The 20,748-nt window shown below is 65.1% G+C and carries 23 protein-coding genes; 8 read left to right on the forward strand and 15 right to left on the reverse strand.

The window, feature by feature from the left end; genetic code table 11:
• Nucleotides 1–39: 39 nt before the first annotated feature.
• From JQT59_RS33400 to JQT59_RS33425, 6 genes are all read right to left on the reverse strand, one after another.
• Nucleotides 40–258, reverse strand: coding sequence for a ferredoxin (locus tag JQT59_RS33400; RefSeq protein ID WP_213578301.1), 219 nt, complete (start codon nt 256–258; stop codon nt 40–42).
• Nucleotides 258–1,610 (reverse strand): lanosterol 14-alpha demethylase, encoded by a 1,353-nt coding sequence (gene cyp51, locus JQT59_RS33405; protein ID WP_213573756.1) that lies wholly within the window; start codon nt 1,608–1,610, stop codon nt 258–260. Before cyp51 ends, JQT59_RS33400 begins: the two co-directional genes overlap by 1 nt.
• The gene (locus JQT59_RS33410) at nt 1,610–2,392 is read right to left on the reverse strand and encodes an SDR family oxidoreductase (protein WP_213573757.1); all 783 of its coding nucleotides are present in this window, start codon (nt 2,390–2,392) and stop codon (nt 1,610–1,612) included. Before JQT59_RS33410 ends, cyp51 begins: the two co-directional genes overlap by 1 nt.
• Nucleotides 2,385–3,611: a cytochrome P450 gene (locus JQT59_RS33415; RefSeq protein ID WP_213573759.1), complete on the reverse strand. Its 1,227-nt coding sequence runs from the start codon at nt 3,609–3,611 to the stop codon at nt 2,385–2,387. The genes JQT59_RS33410 and JQT59_RS33415 overlap by 8 nt, the downstream gene beginning before the upstream one ends.
• 6 nt (nt 3,612–3,617) lie before the next feature.
• Nucleotides 3,618–4,178: a TetR/AcrR family transcriptional regulator gene (locus JQT59_RS33420; RefSeq protein WP_213578302.1), complete on the reverse strand. Its 561-nt coding sequence runs from the start codon at nt 4,176–4,178 to the stop codon at nt 3,618–3,620.
• A gap of 64 nt (nt 4,179–4,242) precedes the next feature.
• A complete protein-coding gene (locus JQT59_RS33425) occupies nt 4,243–5,457 on the reverse strand; it encodes a cytochrome P450 (protein ID WP_213573761.1) in 1,215 nt (404 codons plus the stop codon).
• 85 nt (nt 5,458–5,542) lie between these two features.
• Between JQT59_RS33425 and JQT59_RS33430 the strand changes: the two genes are divergently transcribed.
• Nucleotides 5,543–6,145: a TetR/AcrR family transcriptional regulator gene (locus JQT59_RS33430; protein WP_213573763.1), complete on the forward strand. Its 603-nt coding sequence runs from the start codon at nt 5,543–5,545 to the stop codon at nt 6,143–6,145.
• Between the two features lie 34 nt (nt 6,146–6,179).
• On the opposite strand, the gene JQT59_RS33435 is transcribed toward JQT59_RS33430, so the two are convergent.
• On the reverse strand, nt 6,180–7,412 hold the full coding sequence (locus JQT59_RS33435; RefSeq protein ID WP_213573765.1) for a hypothetical protein: 1,233 nt from the start codon (nt 7,410–7,412) through the stop codon (nt 6,180–6,182).
• Nucleotides 7,413–7,433: 21 nt separating this feature from the next.
• Nucleotides 7,434–8,243, reverse strand: coding sequence for a DUF8017 domain-containing protein (locus JQT59_RS33440; protein ID WP_213573767.1), 810 nt, complete (start codon nt 8,241–8,243; stop codon nt 7,434–7,436).
• 176 nt (nt 8,244–8,419) lie between these two features.
• On the opposite strand from JQT59_RS33440, the gene JQT59_RS33445 reads away from it, so the two are divergent.
• The gene (locus JQT59_RS33445) at nt 8,420–8,839 is read left to right on the forward strand and encodes a hypothetical protein (protein ID WP_249354020.1); all 420 of its coding nucleotides are present in this window, start codon (nt 8,420–8,422) and stop codon (nt 8,837–8,839) included.
• On the opposite strand, the gene JQT59_RS33450 is transcribed toward JQT59_RS33445, so the two are convergent.
• Complete coding sequence (locus JQT59_RS33450; RefSeq protein WP_213573769.1) at nt 8,800–9,732, reverse strand: SDR family NAD(P)-dependent oxidoreductase; 933 nt, start codon at nt 9,730–9,732, stop codon at nt 8,800–8,802. The two genes, JQT59_RS33445 and JQT59_RS33450, sit on opposite strands and share 40 nt — an antisense overlap.
• Before the next feature lie 113 nt (nt 9,733–9,845).
• Between JQT59_RS33450 and JQT59_RS33455 the strand changes: the two genes are divergently transcribed.
• The 5 genes from JQT59_RS33455 to JQT59_RS33475 are packed head-to-tail and all read left to right on the forward strand — an operon-like array spanning nt 9,846 to nt 14,041.
• Nucleotides 9,846–11,315, forward strand: a complete 1,470-nt coding sequence (locus JQT59_RS33455) for an aldehyde dehydrogenase (RefSeq protein WP_213573770.1) — start codon at nt 9,846–9,848, stop codon at nt 11,313–11,315.
• A gap of 47 nt (nt 11,316–11,362) precedes the next feature.
• A complete protein-coding gene (locus JQT59_RS33460; protein ID WP_213573772.1) occupies nt 11,363–12,115 on the forward strand; it encodes an SDR family oxidoreductase in 753 nt (250 codons plus the stop codon).
• A 5-nt stretch (nt 12,116–12,120) separates the two neighbouring features.
• Nucleotides 12,121–12,993: an NAD(P)-dependent oxidoreductase gene (locus tag JQT59_RS33465; protein WP_213578304.1), complete on the forward strand. Its 873-nt coding sequence runs from the start codon at nt 12,121–12,123 to the stop codon at nt 12,991–12,993.
• Complete coding sequence (locus tag JQT59_RS33470; RefSeq protein ID WP_213573774.1) at nt 12,990–13,382, forward strand: carboxymuconolactone decarboxylase family protein; 393 nt, start codon at nt 12,990–12,992, stop codon at nt 13,380–13,382. The genes JQT59_RS33465 and JQT59_RS33470 overlap by 4 nt, the downstream gene beginning before the upstream one ends.
• On the forward strand, nt 13,379–14,041 hold the full coding sequence (locus JQT59_RS33475; RefSeq protein WP_213573776.1) for a class I SAM-dependent methyltransferase: 663 nt from the start codon (nt 13,379–13,381) through the stop codon (nt 14,039–14,041). The genes JQT59_RS33470 and JQT59_RS33475 overlap by 4 nt, the downstream gene beginning before the upstream one ends.
• Here JQT59_RS33475 and JQT59_RS33480 read toward each other — a convergent pair.
• The 6 genes from JQT59_RS33480 to JQT59_RS33505 all read right to left on the reverse strand — a co-directional run bounded on the left by JQT59_RS33480 (nt 14,017) and on the right by JQT59_RS33505 (nt 19,908).
• The gene (locus JQT59_RS33480) at nt 14,017–15,105 is read right to left on the reverse strand and encodes a prenyltransferase/squalene oxidase repeat-containing protein (RefSeq protein WP_213573778.1); all 1,089 of its coding nucleotides are present in this window, start codon (nt 15,103–15,105) and stop codon (nt 14,017–14,019) included. The genes JQT59_RS33475 and JQT59_RS33480 overlap by 25 nt on opposite strands.
• Nucleotides 15,102–15,842: a class I SAM-dependent methyltransferase gene (locus JQT59_RS33485; RefSeq protein ID WP_159919249.1), complete on the reverse strand. Its 741-nt coding sequence runs from the start codon at nt 15,840–15,842 to the stop codon at nt 15,102–15,104. The genes JQT59_RS33480 and JQT59_RS33485 overlap by 4 nt, the downstream gene beginning before the upstream one ends.
• Nucleotides 15,836–17,083, reverse strand: a complete 1,248-nt coding sequence (locus tag JQT59_RS33490; protein WP_213573780.1) for a glycosyltransferase family 4 protein — start codon at nt 17,081–17,083, stop codon at nt 15,836–15,838. The genes JQT59_RS33485 and JQT59_RS33490 overlap by 7 nt, the downstream gene beginning before the upstream one ends.
• 87 nt (nt 17,084–17,170) lie before the next feature.
• Nucleotides 17,171–18,034, reverse strand: a complete 864-nt coding sequence (locus tag JQT59_RS33495) for an LLM class F420-dependent oxidoreductase (protein WP_213573782.1) — start codon at nt 18,032–18,034, stop codon at nt 17,171–17,173.
• A 150-nt stretch (nt 18,035–18,184) separates the two neighbouring features.
• Nucleotides 18,185–19,099 carry an SDR family oxidoreductase gene (locus JQT59_RS33500; RefSeq protein ID WP_213573783.1) on the reverse strand — a complete coding sequence of 305 codons (915 nt, stop codon included), beginning with the start codon at nt 19,097–19,099 and terminating at the stop codon, nt 18,185–18,187.
• Nucleotides 19,096–19,908 (reverse strand): SDR family oxidoreductase, encoded by an 813-nt coding sequence (locus JQT59_RS33505; RefSeq protein WP_213573785.1) that lies wholly within the window; start codon nt 19,906–19,908, stop codon nt 19,096–19,098. Before JQT59_RS33505 ends, JQT59_RS33500 begins: the two co-directional genes overlap by 4 nt.
• Nucleotides 19,909–19,970: 62 nt before the next feature.
• Between JQT59_RS33505 and echA20 the strand changes: the two genes are divergently transcribed.
• Nucleotides 19,971–20,747 carry a (7aS)-7a-methyl-1,5-dioxo-2,3,5,6,7,7a-hexahydro-1H-indene-carboxyl-CoA hydrolase gene (echA20, locus tag JQT59_RS33510; protein WP_213573787.1) on the forward strand — a complete coding sequence of 259 codons (777 nt, stop codon included), beginning with the start codon at nt 19,971–19,973 and terminating at the stop codon, nt 20,745–20,747.
• Nucleotide 20,748 lies beyond the last annotated feature (1 nt).

Raw genomic sequence — 20,748 nt, forward strand, 5'->3', positions numbered from 1 at the left:
ACTGTACCGCCGGGTCGATCCTTCGATCGAACTGTGACATCAGGAATCTCCTTCAGAAGTTTCATTGTCTTCGACGATCCGCAAGGCCTGCGTGGGACAGAAGCGCACGGCGCTCTCCACACTCGCGCGCAGCGTCTCGGGCGGGGCGGTATCCACAATCTCGACCTTCCCGTGCTTCGGCACGGTGAACACCTCAGGTGCCTCGAGCTCACACATGGCGTGGCCCTGGCACAGATCGAGGTCGGCTTCGACTTTCATCACTTGCTGCGCTTCCGGTACCTCACCGCACAAGGCTGCTGCAGCTGAACCACCATCTTGCTGTGGTCGTTGCGATATGTCTCCGACGGCTGCGCCATCTCGAATTCCCAGTCCTGCAGGAGGATGGAGAAGATCGCTTTGAGCTGCATCAAAGCGAATGCCGCACCGACGCAGCGGTGCCGGCCCGCACCGAACGGGATCCACGTCCACCGGTTGACGATGTCTTCCTGGTTCGGATCGATGTATCGCTCGGGGTCGAACGCGTCCGGGTTCGGGAAGTCCTCGGCCAAGCGGTTGGAGATCGCTGGTGTCGCGGCCACGAGGTCACCCTGCGCAATCTGGTATCCGCCTACCTCAAAGTCTGCCTGCGCGACCCGCAGCAGGATGATCAGCGGCGGATGCAGACGCAATGTTTCCTTCAGCACCGCCTCGAGTTTCGGGATCTGCCGCAGCGCCCCGAAGCTGATATCGGAGCCGTCGGCGTACAGATCGTCGAGCTCGCCCACGACTTGCTTGGCGTAGTCGGGGTGGCGAAGCAGTTCGATCAGCGTCCACGCCGCTGTGCCGGAAGTCGTGTGGTGGCCGGCAAACATCATCGAGATGAACATGCCCGTGATCTCGTCGGCACTGAACCGCTCGTTGCCGTTCTCGTCCTTGATCGAGACGAGGACGTCGAGCATGTCCCGGTCCTCCTTGCCCTGCGGAGGGTGGGCGATCCGGTCCGTCATGATGTCCTGGACGAGGGCGACCAGCTGCACCCGGGCCTCGTCCCGTCGCCGGAAGCTGTCGATATCTGCGTAGGGGTCGACGAACGCGATCGCGTCCGTTCCCTGCTCGAGTTCGTGGTAGAGCTGCGCGAAGCGACCGTCGAGTTGGTCCCGGAACTTCTTGCCGATGAGGCAGGCCGAGGACGTATAGATGGTGAGCTCCGCGAAGAACTCGAGGAGGTCGATCTCGCCCTCGTCGTCCCAGCGCGACACCATGCGATCGACCTCGTGGGCGATGGTGGCGGCGTGCCCCTTCATCTGCTCGCCGCGCAGAGCCTGGTTGTGCAGCATCTCCTTGCGTCGTTCGGGGCTGGCGTCGAACACGACACCTTCACCGAAGATCGGCTTCATGAACGGATAGGCCGCCTGCTGATCCAGGTCCTCGTCGCTCGAACGGAAGAAGAACTCGTTTGCTTCCGCCCCGGACAGCATGATGACGTTGCGGTCCACCAATTGGAAGGCGCCCACGTCGCCGCACTCCTCGCGCACCCGCCGCATCAGGGCGATGGGGTCGGTGCGCAGTTCCTCGAGGTGGCCGTGTTCGCGCTCTCCGCCGGAAACCCTCGGCGGCTGAGTCAGATTCATCAGGCATCCTTTCGCAGTGGCGCCTCGGGCTGGACCTCGATCAGCACCAGATGTGCTCCACGGGGCACACTCACGGTGGCGACGACGGCATGAGCGATCGCGGACGCACGCAAGAAGTAGGAGTGGCGGGCGAAACCCCATTTCGCCCAGTCTTCGAGGACGGGTCCGATGACCTCCTCGGTGGTGTTCATCCCCATGGCGGTCTGGGTGGGCCCGGGACGCACGATCGACGCACGGATACCGGTGCCCTCCAGTTCCATCCGCATCTGCCTGCCCATCGCCTCGACGCCCGTTTTCGCAGCGTTGTAGGCGCCCATCCGCGGCCGTGGTGAGTCTGCGCAATCCGATCCGATCAGCACGAAATCACCGCGCTTGCGTTCGATCATCCCGGGGAGGATCCGATGCGCGAGTCGCTGCGCACCCACGAGGTGTACATCGACCTGCTTCAGGAACTGATCCGGATCCATCTCGTGGGCGGTGGAGAACTCGAGGTCCCCGGCGCCGGACAGCACGATCTCCGTCGAACCGAAGGTGCTCTCGGCCGCTGTCACGAAGTCGTTCACGGACGCCGTGTCCGTGACGTCGAGGAAGTGCGCGAAAGCCTCACCGCCGCTACTTCGGATCTTGTCGGCGATGGCCTCGCATTCCGCCACTCGCCGCGCCCCGAGTGCCACGGGATGACCGAGTTCCGCAAGCGCATAGGCGGTGGCGGTACCTATCCCCGAAGAGGCACCGCTGATGATCGCAGGACGCCGCGGCGGATGGGGTTCGAACCTAGGCATGACGGACCTGCACTTTCAGTGGAAGCGAGGCGAAACCTCGAACGTTGGTCGAATGAACACGCACACAACTGCTTTCGTCCACCTCGAAGCTTTCGACCTTCTCGACCAGTTGCGTCAGAGCGATCTTCGCTTCGAGACGGGCCATGTGCGCGCCCAGGCAGAAGTGGGTGCCGCCGCCGAAGCTGGCGAGCTTGTTGCTGGTGTCTCGGCCGATCCGGTACTCGTCGGCATCCTCGAATACCGCGGGGTCGCGGTTCGCGGAACCGATGAGGATGAGCACCTTGTCACCCGCCGCAATGGTCGTGTCGCGGAAGGAGACGTCGACGGCCGCCGTGCGCGCCACCATCTGGCTCGAGGTGTCGTAGCGGAGTGTCTCCTCCACCCATTCCGGCACCCGGCTCGGGTCGCCGAGGACCTTGCGCGCCTCGTCCGGAAACCTCGAACCCCAGTACAGAGCATTGCCGAGCAGTTTGGTGGTGGTCTCGTTGCCCGCGACCACCATGAGGAACATGAAGGCGATGATCTCGTCGTCGGTGAGCCGGTCGCCGTCGATCTCCGCCTCGAGCAAGGCCGAGGTCAGATCGTCCGCGGGCTTCTTACGTCGCTCGGCGATCATGTCCGCGTAGTAGCCCACGAGGTACAGCGACGCCTCCATGGCTGCCTGGGGAACGTCCAGGACCCCTTCCTCCCGGTGCACCACCAGGTCGGCCAGTCGCCGCAATTCGGAACGGTCCGTCTCGGGGACACCCATCAGTTCCGAGATGACGTCCATGGGAAGCATGCCCGCGAACTCCGAGATCCAGTCGAATTCCCCGGATGCAAGGGCCGGGTCGAGGTACTTCGTCGTCAATTCTTCGATACGCCCGTGTAATTCATTGACACGCCGCGGAGTGAATCCCCGGGAGACCAACTGGCGCATCCGCATGTGCCGCGGATCGTCGAGCGCCAGGAACGACATCGTCTTGTACGCCTTCGGTCCGTAGGCCGCGGGATCGAGCGACACGCCATTGGCACTCGACAGCCGCGTGCTGTCCCGAAACGCCGCAACGACGTCCTCGTGACGCGAAAGAGCCCAGAAATCGAGTTCCGGGTTGTAGTAGACCGGCGCCTCTTCCCTCAGTCGGCGATAGGTGACGTAGGGATCCTCATGAAAGTCGTAATCGTAGGGATTGAACGTCACCGGATCGAGTGACGCTCCGGGGATCGACGCTGCGGTCATGTGCATTCACTCCAGGATCAGCTTGGCGGAAGTTTCCAGTCGATCTGCGAATTCGGTGTACGACCCGTAGCCCATTCCCGCGCGGACCAACCCACCCGCGTACAAGAGCTCCAGCGCCTCGAGTACATCCGGATCCGGGTCGCTGCCGAGCGCGTCGGCGAGTCGCTGCCGGATCTCGATGCCGATCCGCGTGCGCAGGTGCTCCACGTCGGGGTCACGGCCGAGCAGTGCGCTGGTGACGGCGCCGGCCAACTCGGGTTCGTCGGCGACCAACAGTGCGATGTGCCGCAGCACGGCCACCACACGTCCGGTCCGGTCGAGACCCGCGTCCGCCTCCTCGGGTGAAGCGGCGAGGCGGCGCCAGAACACCTCGGCGACGAGGTGCTCCTTGGAGGAGAAGTAGGTGTACGCCGTTGCCGGGGCGACGCCGGCGAGTCCGGCCACCGATCGAACGGTGAGACCGGCGAATCCCTCTGCCCGCAACACCTCGACTGCAGCCTTGGTCAGACGCTCGACAGTGTCTGCCTGCTTTTCGGTCAAACGGCGGCGGGTGGACTCGAAATTCATCTTACTGGACACGTGTCTGGACGCTACTACAGTTTGGTCGGCCTGGCAACGAAAAGCCCTGCATTTACTGCTCGCGCGGGAGAATACGTACGGGCATCTTCTTGATGCCGCTGATAAAATTCGACCGCAGCCGCGTTATGGGACCGGTCGGCTCCACGCGATCGATGCGGGCGGCCATCGTCTCGAACAGGATCCGCAATTCCAGCCGTGCCAGGTGCGCGCCGAGGCAGAAGTGGATTCCGCTACCCCCGAAGGCGACGTGCGGGTTGGGCGTTCGGGCGATGTCGAAACGGTATGGCGCGTCGAACACATCCTCGTCACGATTGGCACTCGGGTAATAGATGACCACCTTGTCGCCTGCGGCAACCGGTTGATCGCCGATCATTGCATCACGGGTGGCGGTGCGCCGGAAGTCCATCACCGGCGTGACCCACCGCAGGATCTCCTCGACCGCGGTCGCGGCAAGTTCCGGTTCGGCCTGCAACCGGCGCCACTGCTCGGGATGCTCGATGAAAGCTTGCATCCCGCCCGCGGTGGCGTTGCGTGTCGTCTCGTTCCCCGCGACCACGAGGAGAACGAAGAACATGTTGAATTCCATCTCGGTGAGGGTGTCACCATTCTCGTCCGGCTGGACCAGCTTGGTGATGATGTCGTCGCGCGGTTCGATGCGGCGCTGGGCCGCTAATTCGTTGGCGTACAGGAAGATCTCCATCGCCGCGAGCTCGCCGTCCGCCTGAGTGGTGGCGTACTCGGGATCGTCGAAGCCGATCATCCGGTTGGACCAGTCGTAGAGCCTGTCGACGTCCGACGAGGGCGCGCCGAGGAGGGCCGCGATCACCTCGAGCGGTAAGGGGGCCGCGGCGCGGCGCACGAAATCGACCTCTCCCGCGTCGAGTAGGTCGTCGACAATCTGCGAGCAGATGTCCCGGATGTGCGCCTCCAGCGACTTGACCATGCGCGGCGTGAATCCTCGGCTGACCAACTGACGCAACCGAGTGTGGTCCGGTGGATCCAGATTGACGAGCATGGCCGCTTGCTTCGCCCGGGTCTCGTCGTCGAAGTCGTCGATCTGCGTGGTGCCCACCGCGGAGGAAAACGTGGTGCTGTCCCGCGAGACGGCAACTACATCAGCATGTTTCGTCACCGCCCAATAGCCGGTGCCATCCTCCTCGGGCTGCCAGTAGACGGGCTCGCTGTTACGCAGGCGGTCGAAGAATGCGTAGGGCACCCCCTCCGCGTAGAGGTCGGGGGATTTGAGATCAATCCGAGACGCGGTCATTCACTGCTCCTCGATCGACTAAATGAATGTGATGTGTATCAAACTACACACTTTCATTTATTATGGAAGCCCTTATGCTGAACCCATGGCGAGAGGGCAGAAAGAACCGATCCGGCGTCGCACACTGACGCGCGAGAAGGTCGTGGATGCGGCGATCGACATCATCGACGAGCTCGGGTGGGACCCCCTGTCGATGACGAGCCTCTCCGCCCGACTGGAGGTCGTCACCGCGTCGCTCTACAACCACGTCCGCAATCTCGACGACGTCCGCGGCGCTGTTCAGGTGCGCACCATGGCGGAACTCGGCGCGCACCTACGCGAGACCGCGATGGGCCGAACCGGTGTCGACGGCCTCCGGGCGCTCGTCGACGCGCACCGCGCCTGGGCGACCGAGCACCCGCATCGGTACCGGACACTCACCACAAGCCCGGTCGACAGGGACGCCTTCATCTCCGCAGCCCTCGACGCCAACATGGCACTGCGTACGATGCTGGAGTCGTGCGGTGTGCCGCCCGAAGACACTCTCGATGCGGCTGTCAGCATCTTCGCCGCCATGCACGGCTTCGTCATGCTGGTGAATACCGATTTCCTCGGTGACGAGCTGGACCTGGACTCGATCTACGAATCCGTGCTGCGGGGAGCACTGTCCAGTATCGAGTGGCCGGAGCGAACGCGCACACCGTCCTGAACATGATCGGACGACGGCCCGACGTCCGGTTCCGTCAGGCGTCCTGCCACGGCTGGGTTCCCTGCCCGACCTCGTAACCGCGCTTCGGCCGGTTCAGGGTCTTGTCGGCCTGACCGACCTCGACCATGTCTTTCGCGATGGCCGTTCTCCTGGTGGCGTCGTCGACCCGACTGGTGATCGGGGAAAGTTTCTCGTCCAACTTCTCCTTCGCCTTCAATGCGGGATCGGACAAGAACTCCAGGTATTCCTTCAGCCGGTTGGTCAGCTCCTCGATCTCCCGCACGAGAGTCATCACCAAATCGGCCACCTTGTAGATGGTGTGTGCGATCGATGCGACCTGCGCGGAAGTGCCGATGACCGGCACCTTCTTCACCAAGAATTTGAGTTTGTCCAAGACACCGTCCAAGCTCACCTCGGCCTCGAGTAGCTCGGCCAGCTTCTCGACCGCGGTTCTCACCGCATCCCTGATCTTGTCGGCCACCATCTCCAGGGCGAGGGCGAGGATGCGGCCGACGGGGCCTTCCCACTTCATCGCCGTACTCTGCAGGCGCGCATAGTCGTCGAATGCCACAGCCGCCTTACCGTCCCAGTACTCACCGACGCGATTGAGCCCGTCGTCCATGTTCCTGGCGGATGCTTCGAAAGCGTTCCCGGCGATCTTGTACGTCTCGCCGATTCGTTTCAGTTCGCTCCAGTTACCGCTGATCGGGGCCAGAACGTACTCGAGCGGATTCCATTCCTTTCCGGCGATCCGGGTGACGTTCTTGATGGATTCGTTCACATCCCCCAGCCAGCCCGCGGCCTCGGTGACGATCGCGCCGACATCCTCCTTGTTGGCCACCGGATCGTCCAGCTTGACTTCCTCGGGCTGGGGGTAACTGACCGGCGAACCGTAAGCCTCGGTGATACCGGGCATTTCGGCATACGATCCGAATTCGACCGTTCCGTCACCTACGTAACGGGTGTGGGCGTTGAGCGCGTCATAGTTCCTCGTTTCCTGGTCGTGGTACATCCAGGCGGCCTTGTTCAGCTCGACACCGGTGTCGACGTTCTGCTGCGCGATATCGGCCATGCGCGTTGTGGTGGCATCGGAAAGTACGCCGAACGGAGTCAGCAAGGAACTGATGATCGCACCCGAGAAGTCCGCACTCGGCGGTCCGTTCTTGCCGACGAAGTCGGCGATCCGCCGACTGTCCGCGCCGATCTCGTCGAAAGACTTGGCGAGACCCGCGATCTGGTCGGGTCTTGCTTTGAGCTGCTCACCCATGACTTTTCCATCCCCCATCCGTCATTCGGTTTTGTTCATTGACTTGATGATCGTGTCGACATCGTTCTCGGAGAGGGAATTCGGCAGTCCGACGTGGTGCTTGACCATGAAGACCATCACCTCTGCGGTGGAATAGGCCGGAGTGGCGACGACGTCGAACCCAGCTCGGGTGGGGTCGCAGGAGTGGTCGCGAGGGATGTCGGTGACGGTGGCGGTGTAACGAACGGCAGGTCTGCCGGAGACCTCGAAGTTGAAAGGACCCCGAATTTCAACCTTCGGCTTGTTGTCGGCTTCGTCCGAGAAGATCCGATCCGCCTTGCCGACTGCATCACGGGCAGCCGAATCGAGACCGACACCGTTTCGCCCGGTAGCACCCACGTCGGCCAAGGTCGAACCCTTGTTCTCCGGGCAGTAGTTGTATGCGTAGTCGCTGACAGCTCCATAGCCGGCGATAGTTCCATCGTCGTCGCTCCAGCTCATTACCGAACTGTTGCTGGGACGCCAGTCGTCGGTGCCGGGGACGGTGTAGGTGAGTCCGAACTTGGTGGGAACCGGTTGGGGCTGACCGTCGGGCGCTTCGATCATCGGCGGCGGGAATTCCATCGACGGAAAGCCTGGCGGTAGCGGCGCGACCGTCGTGCTCGGGCCGGACGGGGGTGACGGCGCCCACGACGAAGCCGCCTCTTCCGTCGCCTGCGCGTCGTCGGCATACGGGTTGCCCACCCACATCACGATGGTCATGACCGCAACGAGCGCGGCGACGGCCAGAACGATGTTCCTGAGCGGTTTAAGCACACCGTACTTCTCGAGAAGCTTGAAGAATCCCACCACCGGTGGAGGGTACCCTGTACGGGTTTGCCCGACGTCCCCAGCCTCAGCCGGGGTGACCGCAAGACGAAACGCTCATCGGTACGAGTCATATACCGCAGCAAGGGAAGTAACGATAAGCTTCGGCGCCGCGGTAACGCTGCGACATCATTTACGCGATCCAGCCAGGGGGGAAGAGTATGAAGGAACGGGATCTGGACCCCGCGGTGGAAGCGGCATTCCGCAAGCTGTCCGACGCGGCCGATCGCCTGGAATTTGTTCGCATCCGTACCGAACGCACAGAGGTCGCAGACCTTGTCGACGAACCAACCCCGGTCACCGACGGCCTGATGTTCGAGTTGGCCGCGATGCCGCATTCCTCACCCGAGCTGAAAACGTACGCCGCACGCGTCTACAACGGTGAATGCACTTGGCCCGAGATCGACCGTGCCTGGCCGCTGCCGCCCGAAGTCACCGAACTGAAGAACTCGCGATACTTCGCCTGGCTCTGGACGTCGTCGGCTCCGCCACCCGAGCCGAAGGGTGCCGCCGCCGTCGGCCCCAGCGACTGGCCCGACGACTACGACGAGTACCCGACGCCGAAGTCGTGGCTCGTGTGATTACCTGGATGCGACGAACCCACCAACTCCGCCAACTCGTCGAGCGACCACGGCGGCTCGGTCTCGTGGTCGCGGTAGGCCAGGACTTTCGGAGCCGGCCGGTCGAATCTGCCGACGAAACACCCTGATCCGGCGAAGATTCCGCCGGTGATTCCGGAAGCGAGATTGCTGGCCAGGAACACGTACAGCTGGGCGACATAGTCGGCGGGTGCCGGATGCAGCGAGCCGTAGCGGGTTGCGTCGTCGAGCATCCCGCGCCTGTGCAGTTCCTCGATGTGCTGCTCGTACTCCGCTCCCACGGACAGGCGGGTCTTGGCACCGGGGCACACGACGTTGGCGCGGACGCCGGACTCGGCCAGTTCGGCCGCGATGGCGAGGGTCAGGCTGTTGACCGCCCCCTTGCCGGCGGGGTATCCGGTTCCGCCGTAGTCGCCGAGGGACGCGAACGAACTCGTGTTCACGATCGCTCCGCGCCCCCGTTCGGCCATCAGGGGCGCCGCGGCCCGGCACGTGCGGAACGTCGCCGTCAGGTGCGCATCGACGAGTTCGCGCCACTGTTCGTCGGTGACGGTGAGGATGGACGACCCGGCAGGCTCCGCGACGCCGGCGCAGTTGATCAGCACGTCCACCTGGCCGAATGCACATTTCGCGGCGTCGACCAGCGCCTCCGCGACGCCGTCGGCGGCGGCCGAACCAGCCACCGCGATCGCCCGGCCACCGCCGAGCACGATCTCGTCGGCCACCTTCTCCGCCGCATCGGGATCACGGCCGTTGACCACCACGCCGGCCCCCTCGGCGGCGAGCGCGTGCGCGACGGCCCGGCCGATCCCCCGGCTCGAGCCGGTGACGACGGCGCCTCGCCCGTCCAGCCGTCTCTCCTCGCGTGAATTCATCGCACCTCCGTCGAACTTGTCATTGCGGCATCCAGTTGTTCAAACTATAGTCCAGACACATGTCCAGTTTTTAGGATCGCTGTGACACTCACCCGATTCGGAAGCGAAAATCCATGACTCTGCGCCCCACCGACAGCTCTGCTCTCCTGATCGACGGCAAACTGATTCCCGGTTCCGGCGGCACGTTCGAGGTGATCAACCCGGCCACCGAGGAGGTACTCGGGAGGGCCGCCGACGCCACCGCGTCCGACATGGACGCCGCGATCGCCGCGGCCCGGCGAGCCTTCGACGATACGACCTGGTCCCGCGACCACGCCTTCCGGGCGCGGTGCCTGCGGCAATTGCGCGACGCCCTGCTCGCCCACATCGAGGAATTCCGGGAGATCACGATCGCCGAGGTCGGCGCGCCGAGGTTCTTCACCAGCGGACCGCAGCTCGAGGGACCCGTTGCCGATCTCGGATACTTCGCGGGCCTGGCGGACAGCTATTCCTGGGAACAGGACCTGGGTGAGTCGACGACGATGGGAATCAAGTCGCACAGGCGGGTCCTGAAGGAGGCAGTCGGTGTGGTGGGCGCCATCACGCCGTGGAATTTTCCTCATCAAATCAATTTCGCCAAACTCGGCCCCGCACTGGCCGCGGGAAACACCGTGGTGCTCAAGCCCGCTCCCGACACACCCTGGTGCGCGGCGCTCGTCGGCACACTGATCGCGCAGGAAACCGATTTCCCGCCCGGTGTGGTCAACATCGTGACGTCGAGCGACCACTCCCTCGGTGCGCAGCTGTCGACCGACCCCCGCGTGGACCTCGTGTCCTTCACGGGCTCGACCGAAACGGGTAAGGCCGTCATGACGGCCGCCGCCCAGACCCTCAAGAAGGTATTCCTCGAATTGGGCGGCAAGTCGGCCTTCATCGTGCTCGACGACGCCGACCTGGCGGGCGCCTGCGCGATGGCGGCATTCACCGTGAGCACCCACGCCGGGCAGGGCTGCGCGCTCACCACCCGCTTACTCGTTCCGCGCGAAAGGTACGACGAGGCAGTCGAGGCCACCGCGCGCACCCTCCGCGGTCTTCCTGCCGGTGACCCCGACGAGCCCGGCACCATTTGCGGTCCAATCATCTCCGCACGCCAACGCGAGCGAGTCGAGGCGTATCTGCGTCTCGCGGTCGAGGAAGGCGGGACCATCGTGGTCGGCGGCGGCCGCCCCGGCAACCACGAACGCGGCTTCTTCATCGAACCCACCCTCGTCTCCGGACTCGACAACAGCGCGCGGGTGGCACGGGAAGAGATCTTCGGTCCCGTGCTCGTGATCATCCCCCATGACGGTGACGACGACGCCATTCGCATCGCCAACGACTCCCCCTATGGACTGTCCGGATCGATCTGGGGTACGGATCCCGCACGCGTGCAGCACGTGGTCGAGGGAGTGCGCACCGGAACGCTCGGCGTGAACGGCGGAATCTGGTACGCGGCCGATGCGCCGTTCGGCGGATACAAGCAATCCGGGATCGGCCGGGAAATGGGTGTCGCGGGCTTCGAGGAGTACCTCGAAACCAAGCTGGTCGCGGAACCGGCCCTGTAGTCCATCACCACACTTTCACCGCACTCAACTCAGGGAGACAAGACGATATGGGACGCTTCGACGGAAAGACAGCCATCGTCACCGGCGCCGCTCAGGGCATCGGCGAAGGATATGCCCGGGCGCTGGCAGCCGAGGGCGCCAACGTGGTGGTCGCGGATCTCAACGCGGAACTCGGCGAAACCGTGGCAAAACAGATCACCTCGGACGGCGGGGCGGCGGTATTCAAGGATGTCGACGTGTCCGACGAGGAGTCGGCGAAACAACTCGCCGAGTTCACCGTCGAGAAGTTCGGCGGCATCGACTATCTGGTCAACAACGCCGCCATCTACGGGGGCATGAAACTCGACCTCCTCATTACCGTGCCGTGGGACTACTACAAGAAGTTCATGAGCGTGAACTTCGACGGCGCCCTCAACGTGACCCGCGCGGTGTGGCCGCACATGAACAACGGCGGCGGCGGTTCCATCGTCAACCAATCGTCCACGGCGGCTTGGTTGTACTCCGGCTTCTACGGGCTCGCGAAGGTCGGAATCAACGGCCTCACCCAGCAGCTCGCCCATGAGTTGGGTGGCATGAACATTCGGGTCAACGCCATCGCGCCCGGACCGATCGACACCGAAGCCACCCGCACCGTCACCCCAGGAAATATGGTGGCAGACATGGTCAAGACCCTGCCCCTCAAGCGCATGGGGACACCTGAAGATCTCGTCGGGGCGTGTTTGTTCCTGCTCTCCGACGAGGCGAGCTGGATCACCGGGCAGATCTTCAACGTCGACGGCGGACAGATTTTTCGGGCATGAGCGCGATGGAGAACACGGCCCTGCTGTCCGTCGGCTACATCGGCCTCGGCAACATGGGCGCGCCCATGGCGAAGCGGCTGCTGGACCGCCCCGGCGGACTCATCGTGTGCGACACCCGGTCCGAGGCGCTGGAACCGTTCGGCAAGGCGGGCGCGAAGGTGACGTCGAGTCCGCGGGAGGTGGCCGAGTACGCGGACGTTATCTCCGTGACCGTGCTGAACGACGAACAGGTGCGGGACGTCGTCGTCCAGATGCTGGAGGTGGCCCGGCCTGGCACCGTCGTGGCGGTGCATTCGACGATCAGCGACGTCACTGCCGTCGAATTGGCGCAGTTGTGCGGTGAGCAGGGCGTCGAACTGGTGGACGCCCCGGTGAGCGGCGGCGCACCGGGCGCACACAAAGGCAAGCTCGCCGTGATGGTCGGCGCGAGTGACACGGCGTTCGAGAAGGTGCGGGAGCCGTTCGGGCACTGGGCGGAACTCGTCGTGCACGCGGGCGACGTGGGCGCGGGTACGCGCATGAAGCTCGCCCGCAACCTGCTGCACTTCGTGTCCTTCACGGCCGCGGCCGAGGCGCAGCGACTCGCCGAGGCCGCCGGTCTCGACATCACCGAACTCGGGAAGGTGGTCCGGCACACCGACGCGATCACCGGTGGCGTCGGCGCGATCATGCTCCGCGACAACACCGCCGCCCTCGACGAGAACGACAACTGGTACCCGATCATGTCCCACGTCCGAGACCTCGGCGAGAAGGATCTTCTCCTGGCGATCGGCCTCGGCGAGCGCCTCGACGTCACCCTGCCGCTCGCCCGGATCGCCCTGACCGGACTGGGGCCGGGGCTGGGCGTGGACAGCACAGCGACGAAGGAGCAGCGATGACCGACGACACCCGCACCCGCGGCCTGGCCATGATGGAGAAGGTCTACGGATTCGAGATGCAGGACGGTCCCGGCGCGCACTTCGCCGTTACCGCCGACCACCTCTTCGCCGACATCTGGGCGAGGCCCGGGCTCAGCATCCGCGACCGCAGGCTCCTCCTCCTCGGTGCGCTCACCGCGCAAGGTCTGGTCGATGTCGCGGAGATTCAGGTGGGCGCCGCCCTGCACAACGAGGAACTCGACGAGGAGCAGTTGCGGGAGATCGCCCTGTTTCTGTGCCACTACGTGGGGTGGCCGTTGGGTACGAAACTCGACGCCATGATCGGTGGGGTGCTACACAAGCGGAAGAAGGCAGCCAGAGCGGCCGCCCCGGATGCAGAGGCGACATGAGCACCGAACACCTGACACGAGACCTTCTCCGACTCGCCGAATCCACGCCCGGTTTCATGCCGGAGGACGAGGGCACCGCCCTCCACGAGGCCGCGATGCAGTACCTGACTCCGGGCGGGACCGGAGTCGAGATCGGTACCTACTGCGGTCGCTCCACGATCTACCTCGGGGCGGCCGCGAAGGCCCGAGGCGCTCGGGTGGTCACCATCGACCACCATCACGGCTCCGAGGAACACCAGCCGGGCTGGGAATACCACGAACCGGCCTTCGTCGACCCCCACACCGGTGTGCTCGACACCGTCGGCCGGTTCCGCCACACCATGGCCGACTCGGGGCTCGAAGAATACGTCGTCGGGGTGCTCGGCCGCTCCTCCACGGTGGCAACATTCTGGCGCACCCCCGTCGACTTCGTCTTCATCGACGGCGGACACACCTCGGAGGCCGCGAACGCCGACCTCGAGGGGTGGGCACCCTGGGTCGTCGTCGGCGGTGCACTCATCATCCACGACGTGTTCCCGGACCCCGCGGACGGTGGACGGCCGCCGTTCGAGATCTACGAACGTGCTCTGGCGACAGGTCAATTCAAGGAGACGTCCGTCACCGGGTCACTACGCGTTCTCGAACGGGTGGGCGGTCAGACGGGCGACCCGCTGGCGTGACAGTAGTCGCCACACCGATCTGCACCGATCGGTAGTCCCACCGGCGCCGCCGCGTCCCGGAAGATTCCGTGTCCGGGCGTGGTGCGCGACAGTGCGTCCGCCGCGAGAATCATCGCTCCACCCGTCCATGTGGTCTGTTCGACCGGCCAGCGTTTGCCGTCGCTGTAGACGAGCCCGGTCCAGTACGACCCGTCGGGATCACGCAGATGCTGCATGGCCGCGAACTGCTCGAGAGCGCGGGTGCGCTCGCCCATCGCGTCGAGGGCCAGCACCAGCTCGCACGTCTCGGCTCCGGTCACCCACGGCCGGTGGTCGACACACCGGATGCCCAGACCTTCGACGACGAAGTCGTCCCACCGCGACTCGATGCGCGCAGCCGCCGCCGCACCCCGCACGGCTCCCCCGAGAATGGGGTAATACCAATCCATCGAGTATTCGTCTTTGAGCGCAAACGACTCCGGATGCTGCCGGATCGCGTGGCCGAGGGTGTATTTGGCGAACTCCCACTCCGGTTGGGGGTCGTCGACCAGTCGCGCCAGCAACAACCCGCACAGCAGGCTGTGGTGGATGCTGGAGTTGCCGGTCAGCAGCGCCTCGGGGCATGCTTCGCCGCCGATTCCCCGGGCCCAGAAAATTTCACCACTCGGTTCCTGCATCTCTACGACGAAGTCGAGTCCTGCCCGCACCGAGGGCCACATGGAAACGGCGAAGTCCCGGTTACCGGTGATCAGGTAGTGATGCCACACTCCGACCGCGAGATACGCGCAGAAGTTGCTGTCGGAGTCGGCATTGTGGACCACACCGTCCCGGAACTCCATCGGCCACGAACCGTCGGGCCGCTGAGTACGGCGCGACCACTCGTACGCGGCCTCCGCCTCCTCGCGCAACCCGGCAGCGCCCAGCGCCATTGCGGATTCGACGTGGTCCCACGGGTCGGTGTGACCACCGGTGAACCACGGCAACGCGCCCGACGATTCCTGGGCAGCGGCGATCGACTTCGCTGTCTGCAGTACCTGGCTCTCCGACAACACGTTCGGCACCGACGGAACGTCGGCCGCTCTCACCGCGGCGCCCTCACCGCGCTCGGCCGGTTCGGCTTCTCCAAATAGAACACCACGCTCTTGCCGACCACGGGGTTGAGTACCTTCTCCGCGGTGCGAGTGAGCCAGGGCGCTTTCATCATGTCCCACACCAGCACCTGGTGGTAGGCCTTGGTGAGGGGATTGTCGTTGTTCTCCACTCCCACCGCGCATTTGAGCCACCAGTACGGTGAATGCAGGGCGTGGGCATGATCGCGGCCCTGTACTTTCAGCCCGGCCGCAGTGAGTTTGCCCGCCAACTCGTCGGCCCGATAGATCCGCACGTGCCCGCCTTCCACCTCGTGGTAGGCGTCGGACAGTGCCCAGCAGACCTTTTCCGGCAACCACCGCGGAACCGTCACTGCTGCAACACCACCGGGCTTGAGGATGCGCACCAACTCGGCGATGGCGCGATCGTCCTCGGGCACGTGCTCGAGAACCTCGGAGATGAGCACAGCGTCGAACGTGCCGTCCTCATAGGGCAGGTTCAGCGCGTCACCCACCTGAATACGCGCGTCGGCGCCCGCGGGCGCCTCCCCCACTTCGGCCATGGCCACGAACATCTTCTCGACGTCGGCCAGCTCGTCGGCGTTCTGGTCGAAGGCGATGACGTCCGCCCCTCGCCGATACAGTTCGAACGAGTGCCGTCCGGCTCCCGCACCGATGTCGATCACCTTGTCGCCGGGCTTCACGCCCAGCCGGTCGAAGTCCACGGTCAGCACAGTCGTTCTCCTCCACGGGTCTGCTGGATGGCATCGGCATAAGTCTCCGCGGTCTTCGCCGCCACCGCAGACCAGCTGTAGCGCTCGAGCGCCCGGCGACGGCCGCCGTCGCCCAGCCTGACGCGCCGCTCCGGGTCGTCGAGCAGCGCGCCCAGCACGTCCGCCAGTTCCTGCGGATCACCGGGCGTCACCAGGACACCGGCTTCTTCCTGAGTTCCCACGACTTCGGGGATGGCACCGGCGCGACTCGCGACGAGCGGCGTTCCGCAGGCCATCGCTTCAACGGCGGGCAGTGAAAAACCCTCGTACAGGGACGGGACACAGGCGACGTCTGCCGAGGCCAGCAGCGAAGCCAGTTCGGAGTCGTCGATGCCCGAGACCGTGCGCACCACGTCACCGATGGCGAGTTCGTCGATCAGCTTCTCGGTGACCCCGCCGGCCGCCAGTTTGGCGACGAGAACCAGCTCGACGGAGCGTTCGGTGTGCACCTTCGCAACGGCTTCGAGCAAGGTCGACACGCCCTTGAGTGGCATGTCGGCGCTGGCGACACACACGATCCGCCCCGCGACCCGTGCATCGGCGCGCGGCTGGAACACCTCGGTGTCCACGCCGAGCGGAATGGTCCGCAAATGAGCAGCGGGCACGTCGAACTCCGCGCTGATGTCGTCGGCCGAAGACTGCGACACCGTCACCAGCACGGGAATCCGGCGGGCGACGCGCTTCTGCATACTCAGGAAGCCGTACCAGCGCCGGACTGTGACCTTGCGCCACCACTTGGCGGCCGCCAGGTCGAGTGCGCGGTCGCGGGTGATCGGATGGTGAATGGTCGCGACGACGGGCAGGCCGGCCTTCTGGAGCTGGAGCAGCCCGTAGCCGAGGCACTGATTGTCGTGCACGACGTCGAACTCGTCGGCGCGCTCACGCAGCAGTCGCGCCGCACGCAAGCTGAATGTGAGCGGCTCCGGAAAGCCGGCCGTCCACATGGTGGCCACTTCCAGCACATCGATGCTGTCGCGGAACTCCCGCGGGTGCGGCGTCCTGAACGGATCAGGCTCGCGGTAGAGATCCAGACTCGGGACCTTGGTGAGGGTGACCCGGGGGTCGACATCCGGGTACGGCTGACCCGAGAACACCTCTACCTGGTGTCCGAGTTCGACCAGTTCACGGCTGAGATGACGGACGTACACACCTTGCCCACCGCAGTGGGGCTTACTTCGATACGACAGGAGTGCGATGCGCACGGACTCCGACCTCTCCTCGAGCAGCAGACGGCAATACTAGAACACGTTCTCACATCTGAGTGTCCTCGTCCTATCCAACCGCACTACTCAGCGCAGCGCCGCCGACTCGCGCAAACCTTCGATCTTTCCGGCGAGTCGCCCGAGGTACGCGAGTACCTCCTCCTCGCTACGATCCGGAACTCCGTAGACGACCTCACTGACGCCGAGGTCTCGCCACCGGTGCAGCTTGTCGACATCTGGCTTCCCGTCGAGCACTACGATCCGCGGTTCGCCCGCCCGGCCCGCCTCACGCCACATTCGCTGAAGAGACCGGACACGATCGTCGATGTCCTGCTCGATCGGGGTGGTCATCCAGCCGTCGGCCGAACGCACGATCCACTTGAAGTTCTTCTCGTTGCCGGCCGCACCGACAACGACCGGCGGCACACGCGTCGGCTTGGGCCACGCCCAGCTCGGCCCGAAGGTGACGAACTCGCCGTCGTAGGAGGCTTCCTCCTGCGTCCACAGGGCCCGCATGGCCTCGAGGTACTCGCGCAGCATCGTGCGACGGCGGCCCGGCGGAACATGATGATCGGAGAGTTCATCCAGATTCCAGCCGTATCCGACACCGAGGACGACGCGGCCGCCGCTCAGATGGTCGAGCGAGGCGATCGTCTTGGCAAGCGTGATGGGGTCGTGCTCGACGGGCAGAGCCACCGAAGTCCCGAGCTCGATACGCTGGGTCACCGCGGCGGCCGACGCGAGCGCGACCCACGGGTCCAGCGTGCGCATGTAGCGATCGTCCGGAAGCGAAGCGTCGCCCGTCTGCGGATGGGCCGCATCACGTTTGATCGGAATGTGCGTGTGCTCGGGCACGTAGAAAGAGTCGAATCCGTTGGCCTCGGCCCCCCGCGCGGCGGAGGCCGGTCCGATTCCGCGATCACTGGTGAACAACGTAATGCCGAACTTCACGAAATCTCCTAAGCCGGGAGGCATTTGCTTCTTGGAGAGTAACTTCTGGACACCTGTTTAGCAAGGTGTCCAAACAGGATTCCGGATCTGCTGGCACCGGGACGATCGTTGCGTCTGACACAACGATCGTCCCGTTCGTACAGCTACAGATCAGGCGCCGTAGACCGGGACCGGGGTTTCGGCCTTGGCGAGCAGGCCGGTGACGACGGGGCCGATTTCCTTCGGCTCCCACCGCGCGCCCTTGTCCTGGGTGGGACCGTGACGCCACCCCTCGGCGACGGTGATCTTGCCGCCCTCGACCTCGAACACACGCCCGGTGACGTCCTTGGACTCGGCGCTGCCCAGCCACACCACCAGAGGGGAGACATTCTCCGGGGCCATCGCATCGAACCCGTCCTCGGGCGCCGCCATCGCCTCGGCCATGGCCCCGCCGGCGCCGATGGTCATCCGGGTCCGGGCGGACGGGGCGATGGCATTGACGGTGACGCCGTAGTTCTTCAGTTCCGCCGCCGCCTGAATGGTCAGCTCCGCGATACCCGCCTTCGCCGCCGCGTAGTTGCCCTGCCCGATCGAACCCTGCAGTCCGGCACCGGAACTGGTGTTGATGATCCGGGCGTCCACGGCACGCCCTGCTTTCGCCTCACCGCGCCAATACGCGGCCGCGTGCCGCAGGGTGGCGAAATGACCTTTGAGGTGCACCCGCACCACGGCGTCCCATTCCTGCTCGCTCATCCCGACGAGCATGCGGTCGCGCAGGAAGCCGGCGTTGTTCACCAGCACGTCGAGGCGGCCGAAGTGCTCCAGTGCGGCCTTGATCAGATTCTCCGCCCCGGCCCAGTCCGCGACATCGTCACCGTTGACGACGGCCTCGCCGCCGGCGGCCACAATTTCTGCGACGACCTGCTCGGCGGGACTTTCTCCCGTCGCCGAGCCGTCGAGTCCGGCGCCGATGTCGTTGACCACTACCTTGGCACCTTCCGCGGCGAAGGCCAGCGCGTGTGCGCGTCCGATACCGCGGCCGGCGCCCGTCACGATGACGACGCGACCGTCGACCAGTCCACTCATGTTCTCTCCTCGTTGATATTCGCCGCCGCTCCGGCGGGATCGGGGTCTGCTGCTGACAGGAAGGCCGGGCGCTCGCCGCCGCCGTGCACGGTCAAGGTCGATCCGCTGACGTAGGCGGCCAGTGGTGAAGCCAGGAACATCGCACAGTTGCCGACGTCCTCGGGGCAGGCCATGCGGCCCAGCGGGATCGTCTCCGCAACCGCCGCGAGTCCCGACTCACCGCCGTAGTGCAGATGGGCCTGCTCGGTGCGGACCATCCCGACGACGATCGAATTGACCCGCACCTTCGGCGCCCACTCCACCGCCAGACTGCGGCCGAGGTGATCGACACCGGCCTTGGCCGCCCCATAGGCAGCCGTACCGGGTGAGGGCCGTGAACCGCTGACGCTCGAGATGTTGACGATCGCGCCGCCTGAATCCTGGTTTTGCATCACCGCGTTGGCCACCTGCGACACCAGCAAGGGCGCGAGCAGGTTCAGTTCGACGATCTTGGAGTGGTACTTCGGGCTGGCCTCCGCGGCGAGTGCGTAGGGCGCACCTCCCGCATTGTTGACCAGAACGTCGAGGCGGCCGTGCCGTTCGACGATCCGGTCGACCATGCCCTGTACCTGCTCCGGGTCGCGGATGTCGCAGGCGATGAACTCCGCGACGCGACCGTCCGCTTCGACCGGGCCGTCCGCCGGCCTCCGCGCACAGGTCACGACCGTGGCGCCCGCGCGCAGGAAGGTGCGGCTGATGCCTGCACCTACTCCGCGAACGCCGCCGGTCACGAGCACCACCGTTCTGTCCATAGTGAAACGCGTTTCCATCGTGTTACCCTACCAAGCAATTGCTTGGTGCAGTAGCGAGGCCGCTCAAATGGAGGAAACACATGGGAATCCGGACTGACGACGAGCCCGGGGGCATCACGACAGTGACGGTCGACTACCCGCCCGTAAATGCCATCCCGTCGCAAGGCTGGTTCGAACTGGCCGACGCGGTACTGGCGGCGGGCCGCAACCCGAACACGCACGTGGTGATCCTGCGAGCCGAGGGCCGCGGATTCAACGCCGGCGTCGACATCAAGGAGATGCAGGCCACCGACGGCTACGACGCCCTCGTCGACGCCAATCGTGGGTGCGCTGCCGCGTTCGCCGCCGTCTACGACTGCGCCGTTCCCGTGGTGGTCGCCGTCAACGGGTTCTGCGTCGGCGGGGGCGTCGGCCTGGTCGGCAATGCCGACGTGATCGTCGCCTCGGACGACGCCGTCTTCGGACTGCCGGAGGTCGACCGCGGTGCACTCGGCGCCGCGACACACCTGGCGCGTCTCGTCCCGCAACACATGATGCGCACCCTGTACTACACGGCGCAGAACGTGACGGCACAACAACTGCAGCACTTCGGCTCGGTATACGAGGTGGTACCGCGCGAGAAGCTCGACGCCGCCGCCCGCGACATCGCCGGCAAGATCGCCGCCAAGGACACCCGCGTGATCCGGTGCGCCAAGGAGGCGATCAACGGGATCGACCCCGTCGACGTGAAGACCAGTTATCGACTCGAACAGGGCTACACCTTCGAACTCAACCTGGTGGGGGTCTCCGACGAACATCGAGACGAGTTCGTCGAGACCGGTAAGACCCGCTCCAACTCGAACAACAGGGAAGGCTGAT

It is taken from the genome of Rhodococcus sp. USK13 (genome assembly GCF_018343855.1).
GTDB classification, from domain to species: Bacteria; Actinomycetota; Actinomycetes; order Mycobacteriales; family Mycobacteriaceae; genus Rhodococcus_F; species Rhodococcus_F oxybenzonivorans.